The sequence below is a fragment of the Nonomuraea sp. NPDC050404 genome, assembly GCF_040655495.1.
Classification (GTDB): domain Bacteria; phylum Actinomycetota; class Actinomycetes; order Streptosporangiales; family Streptosporangiaceae; genus Nonomuraea.
Map to the genome: position 1 here is coordinate 459,137 of NZ_JBFAKB010000007.1, position 23,971 is coordinate 483,107.

The 23,971-nt window shown below is 70.2% G+C and carries 38 protein-coding genes; 34 read left to right on the plus strand and 4 right to left on the minus strand.

Annotated elements, in window-relative coordinates; genetic code table 11:
• Positions 1-12 precede the first annotated feature (12 nt).
• Genes AB0I81_RS22330 through AB0I81_RS22345 form a run of 4 tightly spaced genes read left to right on the plus strand, consistent with a single transcriptional unit; the run spans position 13 to position 3,613 of the window.
• On the plus strand, positions 13-879 hold the full coding sequence (locus AB0I81_RS22330) for a MoxR family ATPase (protein WP_360659448.1): 867 nt from the start codon (positions 13-15) through the stop codon (positions 877-879).
• Entirely contained in the window at positions 872-1,948 is a 1,077-nt protein-coding gene (locus AB0I81_RS22335; RefSeq protein WP_360659450.1) for a VWA domain-containing protein, read from the plus strand. Before AB0I81_RS22330 ends, AB0I81_RS22335 begins: the two co-directional genes overlap by 8 nt.
• Entirely contained in the window at positions 1,941-3,047 is a 1,107-nt protein-coding gene (locus tag AB0I81_RS22340; RefSeq protein WP_360659452.1) for an XdhC/CoxI family protein, read from the plus strand. The genes AB0I81_RS22335 and AB0I81_RS22340 overlap by 8 nt, the downstream gene beginning before the upstream one ends.
• Positions 3,044-3,613 carry a nucleotidyltransferase family protein gene (locus AB0I81_RS22345; protein WP_360659454.1) on the plus strand — a complete coding sequence of 190 codons (570 nt, stop codon included), beginning with the start codon at positions 3,044-3,046 and terminating at the stop codon, positions 3,611-3,613. The genes AB0I81_RS22340 and AB0I81_RS22345 overlap by 4 nt, the downstream gene beginning before the upstream one ends.
• Here AB0I81_RS22345 and AB0I81_RS22350 read toward each other — a convergent pair.
• Positions 3,599-4,486, minus strand: coding sequence for an endonuclease/exonuclease/phosphatase family protein (locus AB0I81_RS22350; protein WP_360659456.1), 888 nt, complete (start codon positions 4,484-4,486; stop codon positions 3,599-3,601). The two genes, AB0I81_RS22345 and AB0I81_RS22350, sit on opposite strands and share 15 nt — an antisense overlap.
• A gap of 90 nt (positions 4,487-4,576) precedes the next feature.
• Between AB0I81_RS22350 and AB0I81_RS22355 the strand changes: the two genes are divergently transcribed.
• From AB0I81_RS22355 to AB0I81_RS22365, 3 genes are all read left to right on the plus strand, one after another.
• Entirely contained in the window at positions 4,577-5,620 is a 1,044-nt protein-coding gene (locus tag AB0I81_RS22355; protein WP_360659458.1) for an LLM class F420-dependent oxidoreductase, read from the plus strand.
• Positions 5,621-5,836: 216 nt separating this feature from the next.
• A complete protein-coding gene (locus AB0I81_RS22360) occupies positions 5,837-7,123 on the plus strand; it encodes a dicarboxylate/amino acid:cation symporter (protein ID WP_360659460.1) in 1,287 nt (428 codons plus the stop codon).
• Between the two features lie 60 nt (positions 7,124-7,183).
• Positions 7,184-8,731: a recombinase family protein gene (locus AB0I81_RS22365; protein WP_360659462.1), complete on the plus strand. Its 1,548-nt coding sequence runs from the start codon at positions 7,184-7,186 to the stop codon at positions 8,729-8,731.
• On the opposite strand, the gene AB0I81_RS22370 is transcribed toward AB0I81_RS22365, so the two are convergent.
• The 3 genes from AB0I81_RS22370 to AB0I81_RS22380 form a co-directional block, all read right to left on the minus strand.
• Positions 8,666-9,493, minus strand: coding sequence for a hypothetical protein (locus AB0I81_RS22370; protein ID WP_360659464.1), 828 nt, complete (start codon positions 9,491-9,493; stop codon positions 8,666-8,668). The genes AB0I81_RS22365 and AB0I81_RS22370 overlap by 66 nt on opposite strands.
• Positions 9,490-9,912: a hypothetical protein gene (locus tag AB0I81_RS22375; RefSeq protein ID WP_360659466.1), complete on the minus strand. Its 423-nt coding sequence runs from the start codon at positions 9,910-9,912 to the stop codon at positions 9,490-9,492. Before AB0I81_RS22375 ends, AB0I81_RS22370 begins: the two co-directional genes overlap by 4 nt.
• 108 nt (positions 9,913-10,020) lie before the next feature.
• Positions 10,021-10,713 (minus strand): helix-turn-helix transcriptional regulator, encoded by a 693-nt coding sequence (locus AB0I81_RS22380; protein ID WP_360659468.1) that lies wholly within the window; start codon positions 10,711-10,713, stop codon positions 10,021-10,023.
• 191 nt (positions 10,714-10,904) lie between these two features.
• Between AB0I81_RS22380 and AB0I81_RS22385 the strand changes: the two genes are divergently transcribed.
• From AB0I81_RS22385 to AB0I81_RS22515, 27 genes are all read left to right on the plus strand, one after another.
• Positions 10,905-11,174 carry a helix-turn-helix transcriptional regulator gene (locus tag AB0I81_RS22385; protein ID WP_360659470.1) on the plus strand — a complete coding sequence of 90 codons (270 nt, stop codon included), beginning with the start codon at positions 10,905-10,907 and terminating at the stop codon, positions 11,172-11,174.
• A 1,401-nt stretch (positions 11,175-12,575) separates the two neighbouring features.
• Positions 12,576-13,196, plus strand: coding sequence for a hypothetical protein (locus AB0I81_RS22390; RefSeq protein WP_360659472.1), 621 nt, complete (start codon positions 12,576-12,578; stop codon positions 13,194-13,196).
• Positions 13,197-13,320: 124 nt separating this feature from the next.
• Positions 13,321-13,749, plus strand: coding sequence for a hypothetical protein (locus AB0I81_RS22395; RefSeq protein ID WP_360659474.1), 429 nt, complete (start codon positions 13,321-13,323; stop codon positions 13,747-13,749).
• Positions 13,746-13,913: a hypothetical protein gene (locus AB0I81_RS22400; RefSeq protein WP_360659476.1), complete on the plus strand. Its 168-nt coding sequence runs from the start codon at positions 13,746-13,748 to the stop codon at positions 13,911-13,913. The genes AB0I81_RS22395 and AB0I81_RS22400 overlap by 4 nt, the downstream gene beginning before the upstream one ends.
• Positions 13,914-13,924: 11 nt before the next feature.
• Positions 13,925-14,125 (plus strand): hypothetical protein, encoded by a 201-nt coding sequence (locus AB0I81_RS22405; protein WP_360659478.1) that lies wholly within the window; start codon positions 13,925-13,927, stop codon positions 14,123-14,125.
• An 83-nt stretch (positions 14,126-14,208) separates the two neighbouring features.
• Complete coding sequence (locus AB0I81_RS22410; RefSeq protein WP_360659480.1) at positions 14,209-14,754, plus strand: hypothetical protein; 546 nt, start codon at positions 14,209-14,211, stop codon at positions 14,752-14,754.
• Positions 14,755-14,850: 96 nt separating this feature from the next.
• Positions 14,851-15,072: a BldC family transcriptional regulator gene (locus tag AB0I81_RS22415; RefSeq protein WP_360659482.1), complete on the plus strand. Its 222-nt coding sequence runs from the start codon at positions 14,851-14,853 to the stop codon at positions 15,070-15,072.
• Positions 15,073-15,101: 29 nt separating this feature from the next.
• Positions 15,102-15,728 carry a hypothetical protein gene (locus AB0I81_RS22420; RefSeq protein ID WP_360659484.1) on the plus strand — a complete coding sequence of 209 codons (627 nt, stop codon included), beginning with the start codon at positions 15,102-15,104 and terminating at the stop codon, positions 15,726-15,728.
• Positions 15,728-16,096 carry a hypothetical protein gene (locus AB0I81_RS22425; RefSeq protein ID WP_360659486.1) on the plus strand — a complete coding sequence of 123 codons (369 nt, stop codon included), beginning with the start codon at positions 15,728-15,730 and terminating at the stop codon, positions 16,094-16,096. Before AB0I81_RS22420 ends, AB0I81_RS22425 begins: the two co-directional genes overlap by 1 nt.
• Positions 16,096-16,488: a hypothetical protein gene (locus AB0I81_RS22430; RefSeq protein ID WP_360659488.1), complete on the plus strand. Its 393-nt coding sequence runs from the start codon at positions 16,096-16,098 to the stop codon at positions 16,486-16,488. The genes AB0I81_RS22425 and AB0I81_RS22430 overlap by 1 nt, the downstream gene beginning before the upstream one ends.
• Positions 16,485-16,850 (plus strand): hypothetical protein, encoded by a 366-nt coding sequence (locus AB0I81_RS22435; protein WP_360659490.1) that lies wholly within the window; start codon positions 16,485-16,487, stop codon positions 16,848-16,850. Before AB0I81_RS22430 ends, AB0I81_RS22435 begins: the two co-directional genes overlap by 4 nt.
• Positions 16,847-17,314: a hypothetical protein gene (locus tag AB0I81_RS22440; RefSeq protein ID WP_360659492.1), complete on the plus strand. Its 468-nt coding sequence runs from the start codon at positions 16,847-16,849 to the stop codon at positions 17,312-17,314. Before AB0I81_RS22435 ends, AB0I81_RS22440 begins: the two co-directional genes overlap by 4 nt.
• Entirely contained in the window at positions 17,314-17,487 is a 174-nt protein-coding gene (locus tag AB0I81_RS22445) for a hypothetical protein (protein WP_360659494.1), read from the plus strand. The genes AB0I81_RS22440 and AB0I81_RS22445 overlap by 1 nt, the downstream gene beginning before the upstream one ends.
• A 432-nt stretch (positions 17,488-17,919) precedes the next feature.
• Positions 17,920-18,315: a hypothetical protein gene (locus tag AB0I81_RS22450; RefSeq protein ID WP_360659496.1), complete on the plus strand. Its 396-nt coding sequence runs from the start codon at positions 17,920-17,922 to the stop codon at positions 18,313-18,315.
• Positions 18,315-18,623, plus strand: a complete 309-nt coding sequence (locus AB0I81_RS22455; RefSeq protein WP_360659498.1) for a hypothetical protein — start codon at positions 18,315-18,317, stop codon at positions 18,621-18,623. The genes AB0I81_RS22450 and AB0I81_RS22455 overlap by 1 nt, the downstream gene beginning before the upstream one ends.
• Positions 18,620-19,021 carry a hypothetical protein gene (locus AB0I81_RS22460; protein WP_360659500.1) on the plus strand — a complete coding sequence of 134 codons (402 nt, stop codon included), beginning with the start codon at positions 18,620-18,622 and terminating at the stop codon, positions 19,019-19,021. Before AB0I81_RS22455 ends, AB0I81_RS22460 begins: the two co-directional genes overlap by 4 nt.
• Complete coding sequence (locus AB0I81_RS22465; RefSeq protein ID WP_360659502.1) at positions 19,018-19,389, plus strand: VVA0879 family protein; 372 nt, start codon at positions 19,018-19,020, stop codon at positions 19,387-19,389. The genes AB0I81_RS22460 and AB0I81_RS22465 overlap by 4 nt, the downstream gene beginning before the upstream one ends.
• A complete protein-coding gene (locus AB0I81_RS22470) occupies positions 19,386-19,679 on the plus strand; it encodes a hypothetical protein (RefSeq protein ID WP_360659504.1) in 294 nt (97 codons plus the stop codon). The genes AB0I81_RS22465 and AB0I81_RS22470 overlap by 4 nt, the downstream gene beginning before the upstream one ends.
• Entirely contained in the window at positions 19,676-20,254 is a 579-nt protein-coding gene (locus AB0I81_RS22475; protein ID WP_360659507.1) for a hypothetical protein, read from the plus strand. Before AB0I81_RS22470 ends, AB0I81_RS22475 begins: the two co-directional genes overlap by 4 nt.
• Entirely contained in the window at positions 20,251-21,126 is an 876-nt protein-coding gene (locus AB0I81_RS22480) for a PD-(D/E)XK nuclease-like domain-containing protein (protein WP_360659509.1), read from the plus strand. Before AB0I81_RS22475 ends, AB0I81_RS22480 begins: the two co-directional genes overlap by 4 nt.
• Positions 21,123-22,067, plus strand: coding sequence for a hypothetical protein (locus AB0I81_RS22485; RefSeq protein ID WP_360659511.1), 945 nt, complete (start codon positions 21,123-21,125; stop codon positions 22,065-22,067). Before AB0I81_RS22480 ends, AB0I81_RS22485 begins: the two co-directional genes overlap by 4 nt.
• Positions 22,067-22,345 (plus strand): hypothetical protein, encoded by a 279-nt coding sequence (locus tag AB0I81_RS22490; RefSeq protein ID WP_360659513.1) that lies wholly within the window; start codon positions 22,067-22,069, stop codon positions 22,343-22,345. The genes AB0I81_RS22485 and AB0I81_RS22490 overlap by 1 nt, the downstream gene beginning before the upstream one ends.
• Positions 22,335-22,499: a hypothetical protein gene (locus tag AB0I81_RS22495; RefSeq protein ID WP_360659515.1), complete on the plus strand. Its 165-nt coding sequence runs from the start codon at positions 22,335-22,337 to the stop codon at positions 22,497-22,499. Before AB0I81_RS22490 ends, AB0I81_RS22495 begins: the two co-directional genes overlap by 11 nt.
• On the plus strand, positions 22,483-22,710 hold the full coding sequence (locus tag AB0I81_RS22500) for a hypothetical protein (protein WP_360659517.1): 228 nt from the start codon (positions 22,483-22,485) through the stop codon (positions 22,708-22,710). Before AB0I81_RS22495 ends, AB0I81_RS22500 begins: the two co-directional genes overlap by 17 nt.
• Positions 22,703-22,918: a hypothetical protein gene (locus tag AB0I81_RS22505; protein WP_360659519.1), complete on the plus strand. Its 216-nt coding sequence runs from the start codon at positions 22,703-22,705 to the stop codon at positions 22,916-22,918. Before AB0I81_RS22500 ends, AB0I81_RS22505 begins: the two co-directional genes overlap by 8 nt.
• Positions 22,915-23,439 carry a hypothetical protein gene (locus AB0I81_RS22510; protein WP_360659521.1) on the plus strand — a complete coding sequence of 175 codons (525 nt, stop codon included), beginning with the start codon at positions 22,915-22,917 and terminating at the stop codon, positions 23,437-23,439. The genes AB0I81_RS22505 and AB0I81_RS22510 overlap by 4 nt, the downstream gene beginning before the upstream one ends.
• Positions 23,436-23,900 (plus strand): hypothetical protein, encoded by a 465-nt coding sequence (locus AB0I81_RS22515; RefSeq protein WP_360659523.1) that lies wholly within the window; start codon positions 23,436-23,438, stop codon positions 23,898-23,900. The genes AB0I81_RS22510 and AB0I81_RS22515 overlap by 4 nt, the downstream gene beginning before the upstream one ends.
• The last annotated feature ends 71 nt before the right edge of the window (positions 23,901-23,971 follow it).

Genomic DNA, 23,971 nt, shown 5'->3' on the forward strand with positions numbered 1-23,971 from the left:
ACAATCAGGGCAATGGACATCGAGTCGCCGGACAAGCTCATCGAGCTCCTCGACCGGCACACCTACCTGGCCGACGAGGGGCTGGCCACGGCCGCCTTCCTGGCGCTGCGGATGGGGCGGCCGCTCTTCCTCGAAGGCGAGGCGGGTGTCGGCAAGACCGAGCTGGCCAAGGCGCTGGCCGCGCTGCTGAAGGCGCCCCTCATCAGGCTCCAGTGCTACGAGGGGCTGGACGCCGCCCAGGCCCTGTACGACTGGGACTTCGCCCGCCAGCTCCTGCACCTCAAAGCCGCCGAGGCCGCCGGGATCACCGACGTGAACCGGCTCGAAGGGGAGATCTACGACCGGCGGTTCCTGATCGCCAGGCCGCTGCTGAAGGCGATCGAGACGCAGCCCAGCGTGCTGCTGGTGGACGAGATCGATCGCGCCGACGACGAGTTCGAGGCGTTCCTGCTGGAGGTGCTGTCCGACTTCACGATCTCCATCCCCGAGCTGGGCACGATCAAGGCCAGGAGGCCGCCGGTGGTCGTGGTGACCTCCAACAGGACGCGCGAGGTGCACGACGCGCTCAAGCGGCGCTGCCTGTACCACTGGCTGGAACACCCGAGCTTCGACCGCGAGGTGGCGATCCTGCTGCGCCGCCTGCCCGGCTGCACCGAGACGCTGGCCACGCAGGTGGCGCGGGCGGCCGAGCGGCTGCGGCAGGCCGGCCTGGTCAAGCCGCCGGGCGTGGCCGAGACGCTGGACTGGACCGAGGCGCTGCTGACGCTGGGCGCGAAGGAGCTCGACCCCGGCAGGGCCGCCGCCACGCTCGGCGCGGCGCTGAAGTACCGGGAGGACGTGGCGGCGGTGATCGGCAACGGGCTGCTGACCCATGGATGAGCTGGCCGCCACCATGACGGGATTCGCCAGGACGCTGCGCGCGGCGGGCGTCGCGGCCGACCACGAGCGCACGCAGAACCTGATGCGGGCCCTGGACCACCTCGACGTGACCGACTCCGGCGAGGTGTACTGGGCCGGGCGGCTGACGTTGTGCGCCACCCCCGACGACCTGCCCCGGTACGACCGCTGCTTCGCCGCCTACTTCGGCGGCATGAAGGCGGCCAGGGCCCCCGCGGCGACCACGAACGTCACCCGCCACCTGGCCGAACGCGACGGCGACGGCGACGCGGGCGAGGACGACGGGACGCCGGCCCCGGCCACCGCGAGCCGGATGGAGGTGCTGCGCCACCGGGACGTGGCCCGGCTGACCGAGGCCGAGCGGGCCGAGGTGCACCGCATGCTGGCCCTGCTGAGCGGCGGCCGGGCGCGGCGGCGGTCGAGGCGGTTCGAGAGCGGCCACCGGGGGCGGCTGGACCAGCGCCGCACCATCCGCGACGCGCTCAGGAAGGGCGAGGTGGCCAGGCTGCGCCACCGCAGGCACACCACCAGGCCGCGCGCGGTCGTGCTGTTCGTGGACGTCAGCGGTTCGATGGCGCCGTACGCCGAGACCCTGCTGCGCTTCGCCCACGCGCTGGTCAGGAGCGAGCCCAGGGCCACCAGGGTGTACTCGGTCGGCACCAGGCTCACCCCGATCACCGCCGAGCTGCGCCACCGCGACCCGGGAACCGCGCTGAACGAGGTGTCCAAGGCCATCCCCGACTGGAGCGGCGGGACCCGGCTGGGTGAGGAACTGCGGGAGTTCCTCACCCGTTACAGCGCAAGGGGCGCGATAGCGTTGATCGCCTCGGACGGGTGGGAACGCGGCGACCCCGGGCTGCTTGGCCGGCAGATGGCCAGGCTGGCACGGCAGGCGTACCGCGTGATCTGGGTCAACCCGCACAAGGGGTATGACGACTACCAGCCGCTGACCGGCGGCATGCGGGCCGCCCTGCCCTATCTGGACGACCTGGTGGCGGGCCACAGCCTCGCCGCCTTCGAGCGACTCACTGAAAGGCTGGCCCATGCGTGACGTGCTGCCGGAGATCATGAAGTGGTGGCGGTCGGGGCTCAGGTTCGGGCTGGCCACCGTGGTCGGCACCTGGAGCAGCGCCCCCAGGCAACCGGGCGCGGCCATGGCGGTGCGCGGCGACGAGGTGGTCGGCAGCGTCTCCGGCGGCTGCGTCGAGGGCGCGGTGTTCGAGCTGGCCGCCGAGACCGACAAGCCCGTCCTGCAGCGGTACGGCGTGAGCGACGACGACGCCTTCTCCGTCGGCCTCACCTGCGGCGGCATCATCGACATCCTGGTCGAGCCCGTCTCGATCGAGACCTTCCCCGAACTGGGGGAGATCGCGGCCTCGGTGGAGGCGCACGAGCCGGTCGCCGTGGCCACGATCATCTCGGGGCCCGGCCAGATCGGCGCCCGGCGCATCATCTGGCCCGATGGCCGCGCCACCGGCAGCCTCGGCCTCGAACGCCTCGACGACGCCGTGGACGACGACGTCCGCGGCATGCTCGCCCAGGGCCTGACCGGCATCCGGCACTACGGGGAGCAGGGGGAGCGGCGGCTGGACGACCTGGCGGTGTTCGTGCACTCCTTCACGCCGCCGCCGCGGATGCTGGTGTTCGGGGCGATCGACTTCGCCGCGGCGGTGGCCAGGGTGGGCAAGTTCCTCGGCTACCACGTCACGGTGTGCGACGCGCGGCCGGTCTTCGCCACCGCCAAACGTTTCCCCGACGCCGACGAGGTCGTGGTCAAGTGGCCGCACGACTACCTGTCGACGGTGCAGGTGGACGAGCGTACGGTGATCTGCGTGCTGACTCACGACCCCAAGTTCGACGTGCCGCTGCTGGAGGTGGCGCTGCGCACCGACGCCGGCTACGTGGGCGCCATGGGCTCGCGCCGCACCCACGACGACCGCGTCGCCCGGCTGCGCGAGTGCGGCCTCAGCGAGGAGGAGCTGGCCCGGCTGAGGTCGCCGATCGGCCTCGACCTGGGCGCGCGCACCCCCGAGGAGACGGCCGTGTCGATCGCCGCCGAGCTGATCCAGCTGCGCTGGGGCGGCTCGGGACGCCCGCTGTCGGTGACCGAGGGCCGCATCCACCACGAGTCTCACCACGGGGCGATATGAGGGCGTCCAAGGTGGCGGGGCTGCTGCTGGCCGCGGGCGAGGGCTCGCGGCTGGGCAGGCCCAAGGCGCTGGTCGAGTACGCGGGCGAGCGGCTGGTGGACCGGGGCGTGCGCCTGCTGGAGGAGGGCGGCTGCCACCCGGTCGTGGTCGTGCTCGGCGCGGCCACGCTGCAGGTGCGCGGCGCGGTGACCGTGCGCAATCCCGACTGGGCCTCCGGCATGGGCTCCTCCCTGCGCCTGGGGCTGGCCGCGCTGCCCGAGGCGGCCGAGTCCGTCGTGGTGGCGCTGGTCGACCAGCCGCTGATCGAACCCGGCGCGGTCCGCGCGCTGATCGGCTCGGGCGCCGCCGGGCTGGCGGTCGCGACCTACGGCGGGCTGCGCAGGAACCCGGTGCTGATCTCCCGCGCGCACTTCGCCGGGGTGGCCGGGCTGGCCGTGGGGGACGTGGGGGCGCGGCCGTACCTGAAGGCGCATCCTGAGCTGGTCACGGAGGTGCCGTGCGATGGGCACGGTGACCCCTCCGACGTGGACACCCCCGAAGACCTGGCCCGGCTACAGGCGCAGTGAGGCGATGGCGGCCCGGTGGTCGCTGCCGGTCGCCGGGGCCACGCCCGCCTTGGTCGCCGTCATCCCCCTGTACAGGATGTGGTCGGGGCGGGTGACCGGGAACTCGGCCGGCCAGGTGAAGCCGAACCCGTCGCCCGCCGCGCTCTGCGCGTCGGTCAGCGGCGGGGTCAGCCCGCGCATGCCGCGGTCGGTGGTGGCCGTGTTGAGGTCGCCGAGCAGCAGGATGCGCTTGCTGGAGTCGTCGTCGATGAGGCTGCGCGCCCGCGCCAGCGACGCGTCGCGCGAGGTGGTGTGCCCCGGCCTGGCCGAGGCCAGGTGCATGACGTAGACGGTCACCTTGCCCTTGGGGGTGCTGACGACCGCGCGCAGCGCCCGCGGCCAGCCCATGCCGACGTCGAGGGGCTCGGTCTTGCTGATCGGATAGCGGCTCCACAGGCCGACCGTGCTGACCGGGTAGTGGTAGCGGAACATCTTGTTGAGCTGCTTGGCCGCGGGCCCGCCCGCGGTCAGCTCCTGGGCGGCCAGCACGTCGAGGTCCTTGGCGATCGCGCGTACGGCCTCGCCCGAGGCGCTGTTGCGCACTCCCACGTTGACGGTGCCGACGGCCAGGTCGCTGGCGCCGCCCGGCGGCGTGCGGAACAACGTGGAGCCGAACATGAGCGCCCACACCAGCCCCGGCACCAGCGCTGCCACGGCGGCGGCGGTGGAGCGTGCCATCGCTGCGGCGGCCAGCAGCAGCGGTACGACCAGGCCCATCCACGGCAGCAGGCTCTCGTAGACGGGGGTGAACCCGCCGAGCGCCGGGATCAGCCCGTGCCCCGCCAGGGCCAAGGCGACCACGGCTGAGAAGATGATGACGACCCGGCTCAGCACCTGAACCAGGCTAGCGGCTCCCGGCCTCCGCACCGGCGCGATAGCATGTTCCCGAACTAACAGAACATCATTCGGTCGGTGGGAGCCCGCATGCGCATCGGTATGGCACTCAACTACTCGGGTGGCTTCAAGGAGTCGGTGGCCGAGCTGGCCGACTTCGAGAAGACCGGTCTCGACATCGTGTTCGTCGCCGAGGCCTACTCGTTCGACGCCGTCAGCCAGATGGGTTACATCGCGGCGAAGACCGAGCGGCTGCAGATCGCCTCCGGCATCCTGCCGATCTACTCGCGCACGCCGACGCTGATGGCCATGACCGCCGCGGGGCTCGACTATGTCTCCGACGGGCGCTTCACGCTCGGCATCGGCGCCTCGGGGCCGCAGGTGATCGAGGGGTTCCACGGGGTGCCGTACACCGCTCCGCTGGGGCGTACCAGGGAGGTCATCGAGATCTGCCGCCAGGTCTGGCGGCGTGAGCGCGTGACATTCGAGGGCCGGCACTACACGGTGCCGCTCCCGCCGGACCAGGGGACCGGCCTGGGCAAGCCACTCAAGCTCATCAACCATCCGGTACGCCCCCGCATCCCGATCGTGGTGGCCGCCATCGGGCCCAAGAACGTCGAGCTGACCGCCGAGCTGGCCGAGGGCTGGGAGCCGATCTTCTACGTGCCGGAGAAGGCCGCCGACGTCTGGGGCCCCTCGCTGGCCGCGGGCAGGGCCAGGCGGGATCCCGAGCTGGGCGAGCTGGACGTGATAGCCCAGGCCACGCTGGCGATCGGCGACGACGTGGCGGGGCTGCTGGAGTTCGGGCGGCCGATGGCGGCCCTGTACATCGGCGGCATGGGCGCCAAGGGCAGGAACTTCTACAACGACCTGGCCAGGCGTTACGGCTACGAGAAGGAGGCCGAGCGGATCCAGGACCTCTACCTGGAGGGCAAGAAGGACGAGGCCGCCGCCCTGGTGCCCGCCGAGTTGCTGGAGCGGATGTCGCTGGTCGGCAGCGAGGGGTTCGTGCGCGATCGCGTACAGGCGATGAAGGAGTCGGGCGTCACCACCCTGAACGTCACCCCGCTCGGCAGGACGCACGAGGAGCGGGTGCGGCTGATCGAGAAGATTAAGGAAATCGCCTCAGAGTGATGTAAAGCACACTTCGGTGGGGAATGTTCCTTTCGGCGCGGCTGTTGACGGAGCTCGTGAGGTTCTCCCTGGTGGTCGTGTGGCTCGTCGAGCGGCTGCACATCGATCTGTGCCGGTTGCACGGATCGCTGTGTAGCTGACGGTCGTGTCCGCGTTCGTCCATTCCCCCCACTAGGTGTGCCTCCGGCATGCCCTTCTTGCGAAGGGTCTTCTTCCGTGAAGAGATTCTCCTTTTCCCTGCAGCTCCTGCTGGGACTCGTCGCCGGCGTCGCGCTCGGTTTCGTGGCCAGGATCTGGGACGTCACCTGGCTGACCGAGACGCTGACCCAGGTCGGCGCGATCTTCGTGCAGCTGCTCAAGCTCGCCGTGCCGCCGCTGGTCTTCACCGCGATCCTGGTCAGCGTGGCCAACCTGCGCAACGTCAACGGCGCGGCCCGGCTGGCCTCCAAGACGTTGTTGTGGTTCCTGGTCACCGCGCTGGCCTCGGTGGTCCTGGCGATCGGGCTCGGCCTGCTGATCAACCCCGGTCAGGGCGTCACCCTGGACACCGGCGCGGCCAAGGCATCCGAGACGCAGGGCACCTGGCTCGACTTCGTCACCGGCATCCTGCCGACCAACGTCGTCACCGCCTTCACCGAGGTCAACGTCCTGCAGATCGTCTTCCTCGGCATCGTGGCCGGTGCGGCCGCCATGGCGGTGGGGGAGAAGGCCGAGCCGTTCCTGACCCTCGCCCGCTCCGTGCTGGAGCTGGTGCAGAAGGCGCTGTGGTGGGTCATCCGCCTGGCCCCCATCGGCACGGCGGGGCTGATCGGCAAGTCCGTGGCCACGTACGGGTGGGACCTGCTGGCGCCGCTGGCCAAGTTCAGCGCCGGGGTGTACATCGGCTGCTTCATCGTGCTGCTGGTCATCTACCCGACGCTGCTGGCCGTGTGGGGCAAGGTCAGCCCGGTCAAGTTCTTCCGCAACGCCTGGCCCGCGATCGAGCTGGCGTTCGTCTCGCGTTCCTCGGTCGGCACACTGCCGCTGACCCAGCGGGTCACGATCGAGCGCAACGGCGTGAACCGCGACTACGCCTCCTTCGCGGTGCCGTTCGGGGCCACCACCAAGATGGACGGCTGCGCCTCGGTGTACCCGGCGCTGGCCGCGATCTTCGTGGCACAGGTGTTCGGGGTGCCGCTCGGGCTGGGCGACTACCTGCTGATCGCGTTCGTCTCGGTGGTCGGGTCGGCCGCCACGGCGGGCCTGACCGGCGCGACGGTCATGCTGACGCTGACGCTCAGCACGCTGGGCCTGCCGCTGGAGGGCGTCGGGCTGCTGCTGGCGATCGACCCGATTCTCGACATGATCCGCACCGCGACCAACGTTGCCGGACAACTGACAGTATGTGTCTTGGTGGCCGCCAGCGAAAGGCGTTTGGACCGAGAAGTTTTCAACGCGCCGCCCCAGCCGCTCGACAACGAGCCGGTCGGGACGCTGCGGGCACCGGAGCCGGCCACAGCCTGACCTCCGGAGGCGGGGCGGGAAGCGGACGGCTTCCCGCCCTCGTGCTGTCTGGAGGACCTCGTGCCGACCGCCTGGATCTACGCCCGCAAGTCGAAGTACCGTCGCCGTAAGAAGGACCCCGAGCATCTCGGGTCGTCGGTAACTGCTCAGCTGGAATGGGCGCGGGGGCAGGCAGCCGAGCACGGCTGGCCAGTGGGCGACCAGTACGTGGACGACTCCCAGTCCGCCTCGCGCTACCGCACTGACGACCGCGAGGACTTCGAGCGCCTGGTGGCCGATATCGAGCGCGGCCGGGTGCGCCGCGGCGACGTCGTCATCTGCCGCGAGTCGTCCCGGCTCCAGCGCGACCTGGCCGTCTACGTGCGACTCCGAGACACCTGCTGGGCGGGCGGGGTGCTGTGGTGCTGGGGCGGCCGCGTCTACGACCTGTCCCGGCGCGAGGACCGGCTGATGACCGGCCTCGACGCGCTACTCGGCGAAGACCAGGTCGCCCAGAACCGCGAGGGTGTCCTGATCACCATGCAGACCACCGCGATGAAGGGCAGGCCGCACAGCAACGGCACCTACGGGTACAAGCGGCTCTACCACCCGGAGACCGGCGAGCTGCAGACGGTGGCGGCCGTTGAGGAGGAGGCTGCCATCGTCCGGGAGATCGTGCGCCGGGTCGCGGCCGGCCAGACCCTGACCGAGATCGCCAGGGACCTCACAGGCCGGGGCATCCCGTCGCAGAGTGGCGGACGCTGGCACCGGTCAGGCGTGCGCCGGGTGGCCACCAACCGCGCCTACATCGGCGAGCGCAAGCACGAGCCGAAGGGCGGCGACACGGTCAGCTACTACCCGGCCATCTGGGAGCCGATCATCGCGAGCGACGCAGACCGTACGGCGTGGAACCGCGCCCAGGTGATCCTCACGGACCCGAAACGCAAGTCGTACAAGGACGGCGCGGTCAAGCATCTCAACAGCGGGATCGCGATCTGCGACGTGTGCGAGTGCACCGTCAAGACTCTCAAGAACGGCGGCTACCACCTGTATGCGTGCGCCGCCCCCGGGGACGACGGCACGAAGGGCTTCCATGTCGGCCGGGCCACCTGGAAGGTTGACGAGGTGGTCGAGAAGGTCCTGTTCTACCGGCTCTCGCAACCAGATGCCCGCCAGTGGGCCGGATCCGAAGATGTGGCCCTGGCCGAGCTGGAGCAGCTCCACGGCGAGCTGGCGGAGAAGAACCGGCACCTCAACGAGCACTACGAGCAGGCAGCCCAGCAGAAGCTGAGCGCCCGCGGCCTGGCCGCCGTGGAGGCTCGCATGCTGCCGGACATCCAAGCCCTGGAGCGACGCATCGAGAACATGAGGGTGCCGCCGTCCGTGGCCCGGCTGATCCGGGAGACGCCCGAGGAGGTCGAGGAAGCGTGGAGGGAACTGTCGATTCCTGAGCAGCGGGACATTGTCCGCGGGCTTCTTGAGGTCCGGATCCTCCGCGTCGGCAAGGGCCAGAGGGCCGTGGCGCCGCAGGACTCGGTGATCGTGCGGCGCCGGGCCCGTCCGTCAGCCGAGCAGGCAGAGGTCAACGCCGATGAGCTCACCGACCCCGAGGCCCAGGTCGATCCCTGAGCAGTCGTCCGCGGCAGCCGGTGGCGGGTCGCTCGTGGGCGGCGGCTCGTCAGGCTCGCTCGTGTCTGGCTCCTCCTCTGGCGGCTCGTCGGTCGTCGCCAGGTCATCGGCGGAGGGCGGCGAGCTCGTCGGCTCGTCAGCGATCTCAGCGACGTTCGTCGAGGGTGCTGGCGTGTCTGCCGCAGGCGCGCTGGACTGCGTGCGCCGGGGCGTCCGGGAAGGCCGCGCGGTGGGGGTGCGGTCCGCTTGTGGCGGGGCCGCGGTGCGCGTCGGCCGGGCGGGGGTCTCTCCGACGACGTCTTCACGGCTTGGCGGCGGCGTGGGTGGCCGGGTGCGGGTAACGCGCTCCGAGGGGGTGGGGGAGCGGGTACTCGATGCGACAGGCGGCGGTGCCTCCCGGACCGTGACCACTGTCGGTGGCGCGGCGGCAGGAGGCTCTTCGCGCCTGGCCTCGCTGACGCCGTACACGACCGCGCCTGTCATGGCGCTGGCGGCGACGGCGGCTCCAATGGGCGTGCGGGCCCATCCGCGTACCCGCTCGGTCGCCCAGGCCGCGGCGCCGGTGAGCAGTAAGAGCACTCCAGCTGTCATGCCACGGCGGCGGCGCGCCTCAGCGAAGGCGGCCTTTCTGGCCCTTCTGCGGCCCGGCTCGTCGAGCGCGGCGCTGACGATGATGAGCGGCTGGTCGTCTTCCTCGGTCAGGGACCAGGGCTGCCCCTCGGGCAGGTCCCGGTAGACGATCCGAGGTAACCGGGCGATCATGCGGTGACCGCGCCGGCGCGCGCCTCACGCACGGCCGTCACGAGCATCTGCCAGCAGGAGAGTTCGCGCAGCGGATCTGGTGCCGCCTCGGCGTGCGAGCTCAATCCCACACTCCAGTCCTGGCCGTCGATCTCGACGACGATGCTCCGGTACGGTTCGCGCTGGGCGGTGCGGAGCGCCTCGACGTACGCCGCCGGCGGCGTCTCGCCGGGTTCGAGGCCAGCCGTACTGGCCGCCCATCGCCGCCAGTAGGTCACCTCCTCTTGGAGCGCGGCGCACTCGGTGAGGAGATGCCGGATCTGCTCGGCGGAACGCTCCACCCAGGCCGCGGCGGTGCTGGCACGCCGCGTTCCGGCGATGGCGATGAGGTCTGCTGCTGCGGGCTCGCCCCCTGCGAGCTCTTGGTGCGTGTCGTGCATGAGACAGAGCGCCTCCCCGTTGAGGTGTGTGCGTCCCAGGCGTCGGCATCCATAGCACGCTCCACGGGCGTCACTTTCCAGCCCTCACATGCAGTTGTGACGCGTTTGTTACCCCGTGCGACGCTCCTCCGTTTGTGCGGGTTTACCTGCCGTTTCTGGGGATTGGCTGAGAAGCTGCTCCAGCACGCCGACCACAGAGTTCTTTTGCCACTGTTGCAGTCGCGGCCAGGCGTCGATGATCTGGCGGAGCTGGGGGTCGTCCGCGACGGCCGACGTCGGTTCGGTCAGCGTTGCACTGACGGTGGCATCCCTAAAGATCCGGGCCGCCTGCGTCTGTCCAGCGTTGGCGAGTTGTTCGGCCGTGATGCCGAGGTAAATGGCGACGCGGGCCAATTCGGCTGCCAGGGAAGCTTCCTCACGGCGTGCCTCGGCGATCGTGGCTGAGCCATCAGTGAGCCTCGCCCAGGCATACTCGCCGATGCCCGCGAAGCTGCGGACCTGCTCGGGGGTGATGTTACGTCGTCGCAGGGCGTCGTCGATCAGTTCTGCGCGGGTGGGGAACTGGTATCCGGTCTCCCTCTCAGGGCCTTCGGTGAAGGCTTCGAGGCTGCCCATGGTCCAGCCGAGCGCCTTTTCGATCTTTGCGCGCGTCCCTGCCTGAGGCCAGCGCTCGCCCGACTCCAGGTTGTAGATCGTCTTGATATCAACTTCGGCTGTCATGGCGAGCTCTCGCTGAGTCATCCCGAGTTCACCTCGACGCGCGACTACCTGCGCTGCCGCTCGTTCGCGCCCTTGACTCATGGCCCCATCATGCCGGGAACATCTGGGAACATCCAAGCCACCTTCCCGAAAGTTCCATAACGAGTTATACGACGCTGGCAAGCAGGTCAGGGCACATGTGTTCGGTTGGACCGATTGAAGTTACGGATTCTTCCAGGTAATTGCATGTTCCTCCCTTGATTTCTTCCCTACTCTTCCCTACTCTTGCCGCTATGACAGACAGCGCGGAACTCGACCCCGAGGCCGTCCGAATTGGGGCGACCATCCGGGCCCTGCGCGAGGCGCTCGGGTGGAAACGAGGCCCGCTGGCGGAGGTGGTCGGCAAGTCGTACGCCTACCTCTGCAACATCGAGGCCGGCCGCAAGCGCTGTACCCCGCAGCTTGCCCGCCAGATCGCCGATGCCCTCGGCGTACCCGTGGGCGCCATTGTGAGCCCCGCCTACGACACCGAGGCACTCATGGAGGAGGCGAGGTCGGCATGATGACTCGCTCCCCGCAACCGCCACGTGAGCCGATGCTGAGTTGCCCGCATTGCGGATCGCAGAATGAGCCGCATCGGATGGTGTGTCGCAACTGTCACAAAGCCATGTCGGGTCGTCTCCTGGCCTCCGGCTCCGCAGACTTCCAGGGCTCGGCATGGCTGGGCGCGGCAGGTCTAGGCGCGTCCTGGTGTGGCATGGTCCGGCAGGTAAGGCTGGGCAAGGCGAGTCCCGGTTCCGCATGGCTCGGCTCGGCAGGCGTGGCAAGGCTGGGCAAGTCCCGGCAGGTCACGGCTTGGCCCGGCACGGCAGTCCCGGTTTGGCGGGTTCAGGTTGGGCGCGGCTCGGCTTGGCAGGTGTGTCTCGGCACGGCGGGTTCCGTCCAAGCATGGCGCGGCACGGCAGGCATGGCTTCGCAGGGCTCGTCGCGGCGCGGCTGGTCATGGCTTGGTGAGGCAGTCTCGGCACGGCGGGGCAGGGCTCGGCACGGTGCGGTCTGGCATGGCCCGGCCAGGCCAGGCAGTCAAGGTTTGGCAGGTCGAGGCGGGTCACGGCTCGTCTTGGCAGGTCGGGGCCAGGCAGGCAAGGCAGGTCGCGGCGCGGTCTGGCTGGGTGAGGCAGGCGGGGCGTGGCGCTTCAAGGCTGGGCACGGCGTGGCATGGCAGGTGGGCCAGGTTTGGCGTGTCAGGGCTAGTCACCGCATGGTGCGGTACGGCCAGGTTTCGCAGTCATGGTACGGCGCGGCATGTCTCGGAGCGACAGGTCTAGTCGCGGCGCGGCAAGGCCGGGTGTGGCAGGCCAGGTGTGGCGAGTCTCGGCTTGACGGGGTGCGGCACGGCTTGGCAGGCGTGGCGAGTCGAGGTCCGGCGAGGCGCGGCCAGGTTTGTCCAGGTCCGGCAGGCCCGGTTAGGCGTGGCAATGCTCGGCACGGTTCCGCATGGCGTGGCCCGGCACGGCAGTCCTGGCATGGTCGGGTGCGTCTAGGCGCCGCATGGCCCGTTTGGGCATGGCAGTCGGGGCATGGCAGGGCAAGGTCAGGCGCGGTGCGCCAAGGCTGCACTCGGTGCGGCTGGGCAGGCGCGGTAAGTCTAGGCGCTGCATGGCCCGTCCCTGTTCGGTGCGGCTGGGCTGGGCGAGGCGTGGCAGTCGAGGCTCGTTTCGGCATGGCGCGTTCAGGCGCGGTGCCGCAAGGCGCGGCACGGCAGGCCAGGCGGGGCTGGGTCCGTTTGGGCCAGGTCAGGTGTGTCCCGGCACGGCATGGTTTGGCAGGCGCGGCTGGGCATGTCCCGGCTCGGCGAGGCACGGCGTGGCTTGCCTTGGCAGGCACCGCCCACATGAAGAAGGGCCCGGTCGTCTGCAGAACGCCGGACCCCATCACTCACTTCTCATCGAAAGGTTAGCGCAATGTGTGCTGCCAAAAAGTCGGACGACGCGATCGTCCAGATTGACCGAATCGCGGCGGAAACGATCTCTGTCCCGATCGTGGGCACGACGCCCCTGATCGTCCACAGATTCTCCGAAAAGGCCAAGCGGCAAATGCTCGACGCGATGCAAGGCCGCAAGACCCCGAAGGAGCCGAAGAACCCCGAGGCGGAGTACGAGGCCGCCTACTACCGGCTCAAGGACGGCTCGCCCGGCTTCCCCTCCATCGCCTTCAAGGCGGCGACGATCGGCGGCGCCCGCTTCTACTCCGGCGTCACCATGACCGCCCTCAAGCAGTTCCTGTTCTTCGGCGGCGACGACGGCCGCGCCCTCACCCGCATCGACGGTGAGGCCCAGTTGCGCGAGGACGTCGTCACCGTCGGCCGGGGCGGCACCGACCTGAGGTACCGGCCCGAGTTTCGCGAGTGGTCCGCCCTCCTGGAGGTCACCTACGTCACCTCCGCCCTCACCCGTGGCTCGGTTCTGTCGCTGATCGACGCGGGCGGCATGGGCGTCGGGGTGGGGGAGTGGCGACCCGAGCGTGACGGCGACTTCGGAACTTTCAAGATCGACAGCACGCGTGATGTCGAGGTGATCAAGTGAGCAAGACGGGCATGGTGTGGTGCGGATGGGCACGGCAGGTTAGGGCGAGGCGGGTTGCGGCAGGCCAGGCTCGGCAAGGTCGGTCTTGCCTGGGCAGGGCGGGGCTGGGTCTGGCAGGTGCGGCATGAGCAGCAGCCTGCGCGAGTCCCTGCAGCGGGTCTACGACCAGCACGGGCAGCTCACGCCCAAGCTGGTCGTGGACATCGCCCGCGACCCGGCCCACGAGCTGCACCGGTTCTTCGAGTGGGACGACGCCACGGCCGGCGAGGCGTGGCGGCGCGAGCAGGCGCACCGGCTGATCCAGAAGGTCAAGGTCGTCTACCGCGAGGCTGACGAGAAGAACCCCGAGCAGAGCGTGCGAGCCTGGCACGCCGTCCGGTCGGAGCAGGGCCACGTGTACGAGCCGGTGGCGAAGGTTGCTGCCGACCCGTTCACGCGCCAGCTGGTCCTCAAGGACATGGAGCGCGACTGGAAGGCACTCAAGCGCCGGTACGCCGACTTCGCCGAGTTCCTCGACCTGGTTCGCAGTGACCTCGACCAGGACGCCGCGTGACCTGGGCCGAGGCGGTGGACGCCTACGCCCGCCAGGTGGCCGAGGAGTGGGGCCCGTGGTCGGCCGAGGAGATCGAGTTGCTCAACCGCGTCATGGCTCCTGCGATTCGCGCGGTTCGCCAGCGGCGCGCCCAGAACGCCGGCCCCGTTCAAGAAGCCGCCTGAGAGGACTCCCGATGCTCGACGACATCGCCCGCGTCACCAACTACTTCGAGCAGACCGGCCGCTCCCGGCTGACCGCTCGTCAGCACCGCCGGGTGAACCGGAAGCGCGCCCATCAGTCGCAGGAGGCGCAGGACCGCCGCGACAGCGTGACGCGGGCCCGCATCGCTGCCGCGCTGGCCGGTGCCCGCCGCCGCGACCCCTTGCCCGCGTGATGGGCCGCCACAGACGTCCGTCCCGCGCATGGGGCGGCACACCCGGCGGGGTCACCCGCCGCAACTCCAACAGAAAGATCAAGATGAAGAGAACCATTCTCGCCCTCGCGGGCGTCCTGGCCCTGATGCTCGGCGGCATCGCATCCGCCGTGCCGGCCTCGGCCGCTGCGCCGGACAACAACGATCTCAAGATCGTGCAGGTCGGCACCGACGCCATGGGTGCGGACAGCTTCAGCAACCGCAACCGCGAGTTCGTGAAGTTCGAGAACGTGTCCAGCGCCGACCTCGACATCGCGAACGTGATCGTCGAGGACAACTGGGCGCGCACCAACAGCTCGCACACCTGCAACACGTACAAGATCACGGACCTGCCGGGTAACGACACCACCGTGATCGCGGCGGGCGCGACCGTGACCGTCTACAACGGCAGCCGCTGGGGTGGCGACCGCAGGGACGGCAACGCCTATCACCTGTACGCCAAGAGCGACGTGGACTGCGGCACCTTCGGCCACTTCTTCAACAACGACGCCGACACGGCCTGGGTCGTGCACGGCAACACCGTGCTGGCCAAGAAGTCGTGGGACTGGAACGGCGGTTACCACGTCGCCGGGTCCGACCCGCTGCCGTAGCACGTAAATGCCCGGAGCTGCGCGAACAGCTCCGGGCCGCCGGAAGGACACCGGCGCTTCAACCCTATCCCTCACCTCTCATTTGGAAGGACACCAATGGCCAGCAAGAGGGAGCACGAGAAGCTCCTCACCCCTGGCGAGGTCGCCACGATCTTCAGGGTTGACCCGAAGACTGTCACCCGCTGGGCCAAGGCGGGCAAGATCGGCTGCATCTGGACCGTCGGCGGCGTGCGACGCTACCGCGAGTCGGAAGTCATGGCGCTGCTACGTCGTGGCGAGCAGCTCGCGCGGCCCGTCCAGTCGAAGGCGGGTGCGTGATGCCCTGCCAGACCGTGACCGATGAGGCAGTGGCTAGGCCCACGCCCAACGCCGTGCTGCTCCGCGAGGTGCTGCACCAGATCGAGACGCACCCCGAGATGTGGGTTCAGAAGGAATGGCGCTGTCGGACCGGCATGTGCTTCGCGGGCTGGGCCGCTGACCTGTCCGGCGGCCGGTGGCTGACCCACGCCACCCACTACCTGAGCACCAACCTGGCGCCTGAGTCTGGTGACGATCCGGCCGACGTCCATGAGCGTGACGGCATCGGGCCCTCCGTCGATGTGGAGGTCCGGGCAACACGGGTTCTCGGTCTCAGCATGGTGCAGGCCGACGAACTGTTCTCGGGCGGCAACGACCTCGACGAGATCCGCCAGATGGTCACAGAGCTGATCGGCCAGGTCCGCCACGTCACCATCAGGATCGTCCCTGAGAGTGAGCTGCTCATCGGTGAGGCGCTGCCGGACGGTCGCGCGCCACTGGAGGTCATGGAGTGGCGGCCCGACGAGCCCGCCATGTTCCACGGCGGCGAGCGGGGGATCGCGACCAAGCGGCTGCGGCAGCACGCCCGCGTGGTCGCGGACCGGCTCGGCGTCCCGTACGTGGACCCGATCGATCCGGCCGCGATGGAGCGCCTGGTCAGGGCGGAGGCCGCGTGATGCCCAACGTGACCTTGCTGAAGAGCACCTTCGCCCACGTGGTGCAGCACCCGGAACGCTGGGACCAGGGCGACTGGCGGGCGTGCATGGCCGCTCACGTCGTGATGGCGTCCGGCGGCCGGTGGGTGACCACCGACGCCACCGAGGAGACGAGCCTCGCCGTCCTGGCCACCGCCGATGAGCGCGAGATGTGCCAGGGGCGGGCGATGCGCCTGCCCGCCGGAACGGTCGTCGAGGGCGTGTGGGTGTGGGAGCGCGCCGTGCGCCTGCTCGACATCACGCCGCGCCAGGGTCGGCAGCTCTTCGCTCCGACCAACACGCTGGACGACCTCCGCCAGATCATCCACGACCTGTGCGAGGCGGCGTGATGGCGATCAACACCGAGCTGCTGACCGGAACGCTCCAGCACATCGACGCGAACCGTGGCGACTGGTACCAGGGCTGCTGGCGGAGCTGCATCGCAGGGCACGCCGTCGCCCTCGCGGGCGGCAAGTGGGCGACCGACGCCGTGCACCCGCTGCACTTCGTGCTCGTGCCGGAGGACGACGACCTCACGAAGGATGTGCGCACGTACGGGCCGGCCGACGGCTGGGACGGCGAGCCGCTCCAGGCGGTGCCGGTGCAGGCGCGGGCCAAGCGGGTGCTGGGCCTCGACGACGACCAGGCGTTCCGCCTCTTCGCCTCGACGAACGACCTGCCCCGCCTCTACACGATCGTCAGCGACCTGTGCGAGCAGGCCGACCGGGAGGCAGCGGCATGACGATCAACGTGGCGCTGCTCAAGCAGACCCTCGCCCACATCGAGGCCCACCCGGACGAGTGGAACCAGGCCGACTACCGGTGCGGCTCGGGCATGTGCGTCGCCGGATGGGCCGCTCAGTTCGCGGGCGGCAAGTGGTACGCCGACGATCCGGACGCGGGCTTCGGTGATGCGCTGATCGCCGAGCCGGACGAGCCGAATAGCTTCCGGATGGACGACGTGCGGCTCGTCTACGCCGACCACCGCGCCCAGCGGGTGCTCGGCCTCGATGGCGAGCAGGCTGACCGGCTGTTCGAGGGCAGCAACTCTCTGCCTGACCTCCGTCGTATCGTCGCCGAGCTGGTCGAGGAGGCGGCGGCATGAGCGTTCTCCTGACCCGCTCCCAGGCCGGGTATCTACTCGGCACCGGCAAGCGCGGCATCACGAACCTGGCCCGCGCTGGGCGACTGCCGTCGGTTCAGTGCGTGCACGGCCACCGCTCCTACCCGCTCGCTGCCGTCGTCGCCCTTGCGGTGCGGCGGCGGCCGGGCGGCCCGATCACCACCTGGAAGGCCGGGCGGATCGTCGTCGGCGTCGCCGAGACGTACCGGGTCGAGTACGTCGGCCACCGGCCCGGCGGCGGCATCGACGTAGTGCTGTCGGCCACCCCGCACGACCACCGCTCGCCCGCCTACCTGGCGTTCCGCTGGGACGGCGTGTGGCGTCCGCTGGCCGGCCTCGACCGCGACCTGGAGTCCGCCGTTCACCGCGCCGAGCACGAGCACCGGTACGCGGGCTGGGACAGCGCCGAGCTGGCCGCCGTGCTCGGCACGCTGGGGGTGGCGTGATGTTCATGCGCATCCTCGCCACCATGTGCGCTGTGCTCGCGGCGGTCGCTGCGACGGCCGCCATGGCGGCCGTGCTGACCGGCACGGACTGGCGCTACCTGGTGCTCGACGCGATCGGGTTCGGTGCCGCTGCGCTCGTGCTCACGCACTTCATCCGGCGGGGTGAATCGTGAGCCGCCGCTTCTGGATATTGACGGCCTTGTACGTGGCCGCGCTCGCTGCGGCTCTGGCGGGCACCGCGTTCACCGAGAGGCCGTGGTCCCTCGTGGCCGCCTGGGGCGGCGTCGCGGTCCTCGCGGTCCTGTACATCGCGATCGTGCGCACTGGTCGGCGTGACCAGGCCGCGCGGGAAGCGACTGTCGAAGCGCAGTCGGACCCGTGGGCAGTGATCTCCGCGAACGCTCGCGAGCTGTCCACTGACGAACTGCTCGCCATGCACGACGACATGACCGCGTACGCCAACGCAGGCACCCGGGTCCAGCTCCACAACGTGCTCACGCCCGTCATCGAGTCGGAGCTGATCGACCGCAAGATCCCTCTCTGCCGTCGCTGCGGCGCGCCCCTCCCGCACGGCCTTCACACTCTTCGATTGCCAGGAGTCCTGAATGGACCAGCCCATAGCACTGCCCCTCACGGGCCACACGTACCACTCGATCACGCCCGACCAGGTCAACCACAAGCTCACCGACGACGGCTGGTCCAGCTTCGACTATGGGCCCCTCCGCGTCTCCGTTCGCGCCGCCGACCTGACCAAGATCCGCGCTGCCCGGCAGCTCGCCGCCAAGATCTCGGCGGCGGCCGGCTTCTGGGACGGCGACCTGAAGATCCTCGAAGAGCGGCTGACCGCCGAGGAGAACGAGCGCATCGCAGACCCTCCGGCGCCGGAGCCCACCCTCGCCGAGCAGATCGCCGCGCCCGACCCGGCTATGGACAGGTCCGTCGCCCGCGTCGCCGATCTCGCTGAGGCGCACCGCGACCCCGAAGAGGAGGGCGACCTCTGATGGCTGGTAAGCACCGTGCAACTGGCGCTGTCACCGAGCCCATGCAGCCCGTCCGCCGGGACACCCCACCGGTCAACCCTGAGCCGGAGACGGCCACCATGCCCGCGATCACCAGCGACTGGGACGACTGGGACCCCAAGCGGGAGACCGATCCCGACCGCCACATGGAGCCGCTCCGCCACGGTGGTCGGCGCGTCGAGGCCCGCATGCGCCAGACGTTCCGCCAGCGCGGCCTGATCCTGGCCAAGCGCGTCGGACGCCAGGCGCTGAGGCTGCGCCAGGCCCTCGCGAAGGGCGGCGACCGATGAAGCGGCACATCCTCCCGCTGGTGCTCTGGCTCGTGGGCTTGGCCACTGGCCTGGCGACGATCGTCCAGGGCATCACCGGATGGTCTGGTGGCAACGGCTGGGACATCGCGATGGGTGCCGGGTTCGTCCTCATCTACGGCCGTTGGTTCGTCCGCGAGCTGCGTGATGCCCGTGCCGCAGGCGAGCCGCGCCCCATCGTGCTGGACCGGCCCGAAGAGGTGGGCCTGCAGTACGACGATGGTGGCGACCTGCTGGTCATGGCCGCTGGCGGCGTGCTCTTCGTGGCGCGCGGTTGCGACCAGTACTGGATGGATGCCAATGAGGCCCGCGATTGGGCCGCCCAACTCGCCGCCATGGCCGACGCCCTGGATGCCGCAGAGAAGGGCGGCCGGTCATGAGCGAGCACCGCAAGCTGACCCAGGCCGAGCTGCTGGCCGAGGCCCAGGAGCGCTTCGGCGATGACCCGCTCGACTTCGCCTTCAAGTGCCCGCACTGCGGCGACGTCGCCACCATTCGCGACTTCCCCGAGGACAAGCGCGAAGCGGCCGGACAAGAGTGCATCGGCCGGTCCCTCGGCGCCACCCGAGGCGAGCGGCACTGGGACTCCAAGGGGGTCCAGCGCGGCCAGGCTAAGCGCGGCTGCGACTGGGCCGCCTACGGCCTCCTTCGGGGTCCGTGGGAGGTCGTCATGGAGGACGGGCGCAGCGTGTGGGGCTTCCCCCTCGCCGACGCCCCCGCCGCTCAGCCCGCAGGCGGTGCGGAATGACGTACGCGCCGCCCTGGCCCGGTTGGGCCGACCTTACTCACACCGCGATCGCCGAGGCGCTCGCCGACCTCGACCCGGACCAGGCCAAGCTCGCACGCACCGTTGGGGCGATCATCGGCGACGACCTGCGCGGCGAGTTCGTCGACGTCGACCCCGACATCGTCGCGTGGGTCGCCATGCGCACCGCCACCCACCTCGGCGGCATCGCCCGCGAGGCGGACGCCGACGGCCCCACCCTCGCACTCGTCGGCATGCTCGCCGGCCAGCACGTACAGGCAGGTGAAGCATGACGTACCAACCTGGCGAGATCATCGACATCGCCATCAGCCACGCCCGCGTCACCGAGTGCCAGGACGGCGTGCTCGCCTACGCCTACTCCGAGGGCGAGGGCGTGGTCCTGCCCAAAGGGGACGGCGTCAGGATCACGCGGCTCGTGCCCGCCGATGGTCCGCCCCAGGCCGGCGAGCTGTGGGAAGACGCCCACGGCGTCCGCTACCTTGCGGTCGAGTGCGCCGGGGGAGTCCGCCTGCACTCTGGGACGCCGGGAGGGTCTGGCTACGACGCGGCATACGTCCACCACAACTACGGGCCAATCAAGCGCATCCTCGCCGCCCGCGACGACGAACTCGGCACCGAGGAGATCACGCCGACGATCGCCCACCACGTGCTGTGGCACTACGGCGAGCCCGGCATGGAGCCAGGGTCGTTCACCAAGGACCTGATCGCGCTCATCGCCCGCGCCGACCCGCACAACCGGCGCAGGCTCGCCGCCGAGTATCCCGGCTACGTCGCCGCCTGCAACTGGGCCGAAGCCGCGGACAGCGGCATCGCCGACCTCCAGCAGATCGCGGAGCGTGCGACGTGAGCGGGACCTGGCCCGAATGGGCGGAGAAGGTCAGCGAGGCCGGCCTCTACGACATGCCCGACGAGCTGTACCACCTCGACCCTGTCGAAGGCGGCTCACTGTCGTCCAGCGGCGCCCGCAAGCTCCTGCCGCCCCACTGCCCCGCCATCTACAAGCACGAGCGCGACAACCCGCCCGCGCCCAAGAAGCAGTTCGACCTCGGGCACGCTGCACACAAGCTCGTGCTCGGCAGCGGCCCGGAGCTCGTGCGCATCGACGCGGAACGGTGGGACACCAAGAAGGTCAAGGAGGCGGTGGCCACCGTCCGTGCCGACGGCGGCATCCCACTGAAGCCGGGCGAGTACCAGCAGGTGCACGACATGGCCGACGCCATCCGCCGCCACCGCATCGCCAGCGCCCTCTTCGATCCCGAGCACGGCCAGCCCGAGCAGACCCTCATCTGGCAAGACCGGCCGACTGGCGTGTGGCGGCGCGCCCGCCTCGACTGGCTGCCGAACCGCAGCGACGGCCGGCTCATCATCCCCGACTACAAGACCAGCCACTCCGCTGACCCGGGCGCCATCGCCCGCACCGTCTACCAGTTCGGCTACTACCAGCAGGCCGACTGGTACATGGACGGCGGCGAGACCCTCGGACTCGGCGAAGACCCGGCGTTCCTGTTCGTCGTGCAGGCGAAGGACGCCCCCTACCTGATCACCGTCGTCGAGCTGACGCGCAGCGCCATCCACATCGGCCGCGAGCGCAACCGGCAGGCCCTGGAGGTCTACGCCGAGTGCACCGCGGCCGGCCACTGGCCCGGCTACAGCGACGACATCGAACTCATCTCCCTGCCCGGATGGGTGGAGAACCAGCACCTCCAGGAGGTTTCGTGAGCGCCACGCGCGACATCGCCCCCATGCAGCAGCGCCTCGCCGCGCCCGGCCGCGTCGGGCAGGGTACGGCGGTTGAGCAGTCCCGGGCTGTTGCCGAGGTTCAGGCCGCGGTGGTCGTCGCCCAGCAGTGCCCGCGCGACATTCAGGCCGCGCAGCGCGAGATGCGCCAGTCCTGCGCGCAGAAGGGCCTCGCTGACCGGGCGTTCTACAGCTACCGGCGCGGCGGCAGCACCGTGAACGGCCCGAGCGTGCACATGGCCCGGGAGCTGGCCCGCTGCTGGGGCAACGTCCAGTACGGGATTGTCGAGCTCCGCCGCGACGACGAGTACCACCAGAGCGAGATGCAGGCGTGGGCGTGGGACGTCCAGACCAATTCGCGCAGCTCGACGACGTTCATCGTTCCGCACAAGCGCGACGTGTCCGGCGGCCCCAAGGCGCTCACCGACATGCGGGACATCTACGAGAACAACGCCAACATGGGCGCCCGCCGCCTGCGTGAGGTCATCTTCAGCATCCTGCCGCCCTGGTTTGTTGAGGAGGCCAAGGAACTCACCCACAAGACGCTCACCGACGGCGGCGGCAAGGCGCTCCCGCAGCGGATCGCCGACGCGGTCGCGATGTTCGAGGGCCTCGGCGTCACCGCCGACCAGCTCGTCACCCGCGTCGGGCGGCCGGCCGCGAAGTGGACCGAGTACGACGTCGCTCAGCTCGGCATCACATTCAACAGCCTGCGCCGCGGCGAGCTGCGCGTCGAGGAGGAGTTCCCGCCGCCGCGCGTGAGCACTGAGGAGATCGTCGGCAAGACGGCGAAGACCAAGGCGAGCAAGGGCGACCAGGCCCCGGCGGCGCCTCCCGCCGCACCGGAGCCGCCTGCCGACGCCCCGCCCACCGAGGGCGACGACGGCTGGCCGGAGGTCGCGCGCCCGGGTGGGGGCTCCTGATGGCCGTGGACGTGCGCGCCAAGGCGTGCTCCTACCTCCGGGCTGGCGCGGTCAAGGTCCACGTGGCCATGCCGCCGGCGGGCGCCAGGCTGGCGACCCACATTGAGGCCGATGTGGAGGGCCACAGCTCCACGTACGTCGTGCGCCTGACCGAGAACGGCTGGACGTGCACGTGCGGTCGCGCGGAGGAGTGCGCCCATGCCGCCGCCGTTCAGATCTGCACTGGCTGGCCGTCGCTGGCCCGCAAGGAGCCGAAGGGGGCCCGTCGTGCCGCGTAAGAACCGCCGTGAGCAGACCGACCGGCTGATCCGCGACGCCCGCAAGGCGGATAACCGCGAAGACCTGATCGACACCCTGTGCCACATCGCTGAGGAGATCGCGCCCGAGGTGGCCGAGGACCTGAAGGGCGGCGGCGATGGCGACCGGACCTGAGCACTACTGCGAAGCCGAACGCCTCATCACCGAGGCCAACCACGTCGCCCACCGCGACGCGCAGCGCGGCGACGGCATGCTCGCCGCCGCCCACGTCCACGCCACGTTGGCCTTGGCCGCCGCGACCGCGCTCAACAGCCACATGGCCGTTCATCACGACGACCCGGAGATCGCGGCGTGGCGCGAGGCTGCGGGGGTGGCCGATGTCTGAGATCGGCCGCGTCCTGGCCTTCCTGTTCATGTGCGGCGTGGTGGGTCTGCTGGAGTACGCCGTGATCAAGGCGTTCGCGGGTGCCTTCCGCGCTGTCCGCCGGGATGCCCGCGCCTGGCGTGAGCGGCGGCGGGACCAGCGTGCGCTCCGCGAGTACGAGTCCGACTTCGCCCACATCGACGAGCGCGCCTGGCGAGGTGAGCCGTGAGCGTCATCGGCCAGACCGAAGGGATCAAGCACGGCACGTGGGGCGGCTACAAGCAACACCTCCACCGCAAGGTCCCGATGTGCGACGAATGCCGCGAGGCGAACCGCGTGCGCAAGGCCGCAGCGAGGAAAGCGAAGGCGGCCAACCGCCCTGCCACCGAGGGTCAGAAGGCGTGGAACGCCAGCCCCCTCACCTCAGAGCAGATGGAGACGGCCCACCGGCAGCGCCACGCGAAGAAGGCGCCGGCGCCGATGCCGCGCATGTACACGCGGCAGTACCCGCCGTACCCGCCCGGCTGGCAGGACCCCGCGTGGGGTGTGCCGGTCAAGGGCCGGGACCTGGCCGTCGGAGACACGATCGTCCACCTCGGCAAGTGCTACAAGATCGACCGCTTCGAGCCGTACAAGGGCTCACTCGACGCCGAGCTCGGCAAGGGAGCCCGCACCGCCTACTCCGGCACGTGGGACATGGCCGTCGGCCCCGACCGCACCATCCGCATCCGGCCCCGGGAGGGGAGATGACCTACACCTACACCGACGTTCAGGGCCGTGGCCTCACGATCGAACCCGCTCACGCGAGGGCGAACACGGTCTTCGTCGAAGCTGGAGTCGGTGCCAATGTGCACGCCCGCGACCTTCCGAAGATCGTTCGTGAGCTCTATATGGGCACCGGGCAGGAACCGCCCATCGTCCTGTCTCGCTACGTGCCACAGGACGCCATGACGCGGGCTGGCAAGGTGCGCGCGGGGATCCGGCCCGACGGCAAGGACCTGGACCCCGCTGGCGCTCGCCACATCGCCGCGTGGTACGCCACCGCCGCCGACCTGGCCGAAGCAGAGACGGAGGCTGAACGCGCCCGCGAACGAGAGCAGGTCGACCAGCTCACCGCAGTCGTCAAGCGCGCTGACCCCCGGATGGCGGCGAGTGCGGAGGCCATCGCCCGCGCCGTCCTGGCCGCCGGATACACCCGGAGCGAGTCATGAGACCGCAGGACGCGCGCGTGTGGCGGAAGGCCCACCGGGTCGCCCTCAAGGGTGTGCCGACCGGCCGCCGC

Bases quoted from the DNA above. Each gene is read 5' to 3' on its own strand.
- AB0I81_RS22390 (WP_360659472.1), top strand. From the start codon at position 12,576: ATGTGTGCTGCCAAAAAGTCGGACGACGCGATCGTCCAGATTGACCGA.
- AB0I81_RS22330 (WP_360659448.1), top strand. From the start codon at position 13: ATGGACATCGAGTCGCCGGACAAGCTCATCGAGCTCCTCGACCGGCAC.
- AB0I81_RS22370 (WP_360659464.1), bottom strand. From the start codon at position 9,493: ATGATCGCCCGGTTACCTCGGATCGTCTACCGGGACCTGCCCGAGGGG.
- AB0I81_RS22445 (WP_360659494.1), top strand. From the start codon at position 17,314: ATGTTCATGCGCATCCTCGCCACCATGTGCGCTGTGCTCGCGGCGGTC.
- AB0I81_RS22440 (WP_360659492.1), top strand. From the start codon at position 16,847: ATGAGCGTTCTCCTGACCCGCTCCCAGGCCGGGTATCTACTCGGCACC.
- AB0I81_RS22450 (WP_360659496.1), top strand. From the start codon at position 17,920: ATGGACCAGCCCATAGCACTGCCCCTCACGGGCCACACGTACCACTCG.
- AB0I81_RS22430 (WP_360659488.1), top strand. From the start codon at position 16,096: ATGGCGATCAACACCGAGCTGCTGACCGGAACGCTCCAGCACATCGAC.
- AB0I81_RS22425 (WP_360659486.1), top strand. From the start codon at position 15,728: ATGCCCAACGTGACCTTGCTGAAGAGCACCTTCGCCCACGTGGTGCAG.
- AB0I81_RS22475 (WP_360659507.1), top strand. From the start codon at position 19,676: ATGACGTACCAACCTGGCGAGATCATCGACATCGCCATCAGCCACGCC.
- AB0I81_RS22515 (WP_360659523.1), top strand. From the start codon at position 23,436: ATGACCTACACCTACACCGACGTTCAGGGCCGTGGCCTCACGATCGAA.
- AB0I81_RS22490 (WP_360659513.1), top strand. From the start codon at position 22,067: ATGGCCGTGGACGTGCGCGCCAAGGCGTGCTCCTACCTCCGGGCTGGC.
- AB0I81_RS22435 (WP_360659490.1), top strand. From the start codon at position 16,485: ATGACGATCAACGTGGCGCTGCTCAAGCAGACCCTCGCCCACATCGAG.
- AB0I81_RS22375 (WP_360659466.1), bottom strand. From the start codon at position 9,912: ATGCACGACACGCACCAAGAGCTCGCAGGGGGCGAGCCCGCAGCAGCA.
- AB0I81_RS22410 (WP_360659480.1), top strand. From the start codon at position 14,209: ATGAAGAGAACCATTCTCGCCCTCGCGGGCGTCCTGGCCCTGATGCTC.
- AB0I81_RS22455 (WP_360659498.1), top strand. From the start codon at position 18,315: ATGGCTGGTAAGCACCGTGCAACTGGCGCTGTCACCGAGCCCATGCAG.
- AB0I81_RS22505 (WP_360659519.1), top strand. From the start codon at position 22,703: ATGTCTGAGATCGGCCGCGTCCTGGCCTTCCTGTTCATGTGCGGCGTG.
- AB0I81_RS22405 (WP_360659478.1), top strand. From the start codon at position 13,925: ATGCTCGACGACATCGCCCGCGTCACCAACTACTTCGAGCAGACCGGC.
- AB0I81_RS22465 (WP_360659502.1), top strand. From the start codon at position 19,018: ATGAGCGAGCACCGCAAGCTGACCCAGGCCGAGCTGCTGGCCGAGGCC.
- AB0I81_RS22500 (WP_360659517.1), top strand. From the start codon at position 22,483: ATGGCGACCGGACCTGAGCACTACTGCGAAGCCGAACGCCTCATCACC.
- AB0I81_RS22470 (WP_360659504.1), top strand. From the start codon at position 19,386: ATGACGTACGCGCCGCCCTGGCCCGGTTGGGCCGACCTTACTCACACC.
- AB0I81_RS22340 (WP_360659452.1), top strand. From the start codon at position 1,941: ATGCGTGACGTGCTGCCGGAGATCATGAAGTGGTGGCGGTCGGGGCTC.
- AB0I81_RS22335 (WP_360659450.1), top strand. From the start codon at position 872: ATGGATGAGCTGGCCGCCACCATGACGGGATTCGCCAGGACGCTGCGC.
- AB0I81_RS22385 (WP_360659470.1), top strand. From the start codon at position 10,905: ATGACAGACAGCGCGGAACTCGACCCCGAGGCCGTCCGAATTGGGGCG.
- AB0I81_RS22355 (WP_360659458.1), top strand. From the start codon at position 4,577: ATGCGCATCGGTATGGCACTCAACTACTCGGGTGGCTTCAAGGAGTCG.
- AB0I81_RS22415 (WP_360659482.1), top strand. From the start codon at position 14,851: ATGGCCAGCAAGAGGGAGCACGAGAAGCTCCTCACCCCTGGCGAGGTC.
- AB0I81_RS22395 (WP_360659474.1), top strand. From the start codon at position 13,321: ATGAGCAGCAGCCTGCGCGAGTCCCTGCAGCGGGTCTACGACCAGCAC.
- AB0I81_RS22345 (WP_360659454.1), top strand. From the start codon at position 3,044: ATGAGGGCGTCCAAGGTGGCGGGGCTGCTGCTGGCCGCGGGCGAGGGC.
- AB0I81_RS22460 (WP_360659500.1), top strand. From the start codon at position 18,620: ATGAAGCGGCACATCCTCCCGCTGGTGCTCTGGCTCGTGGGCTTGGCC.
- AB0I81_RS22380 (WP_360659468.1), bottom strand. From the start codon at position 10,713: ATGAGTCAAGGGCGCGAACGAGCGGCAGCGCAGGTAGTCGCGCGTCGA.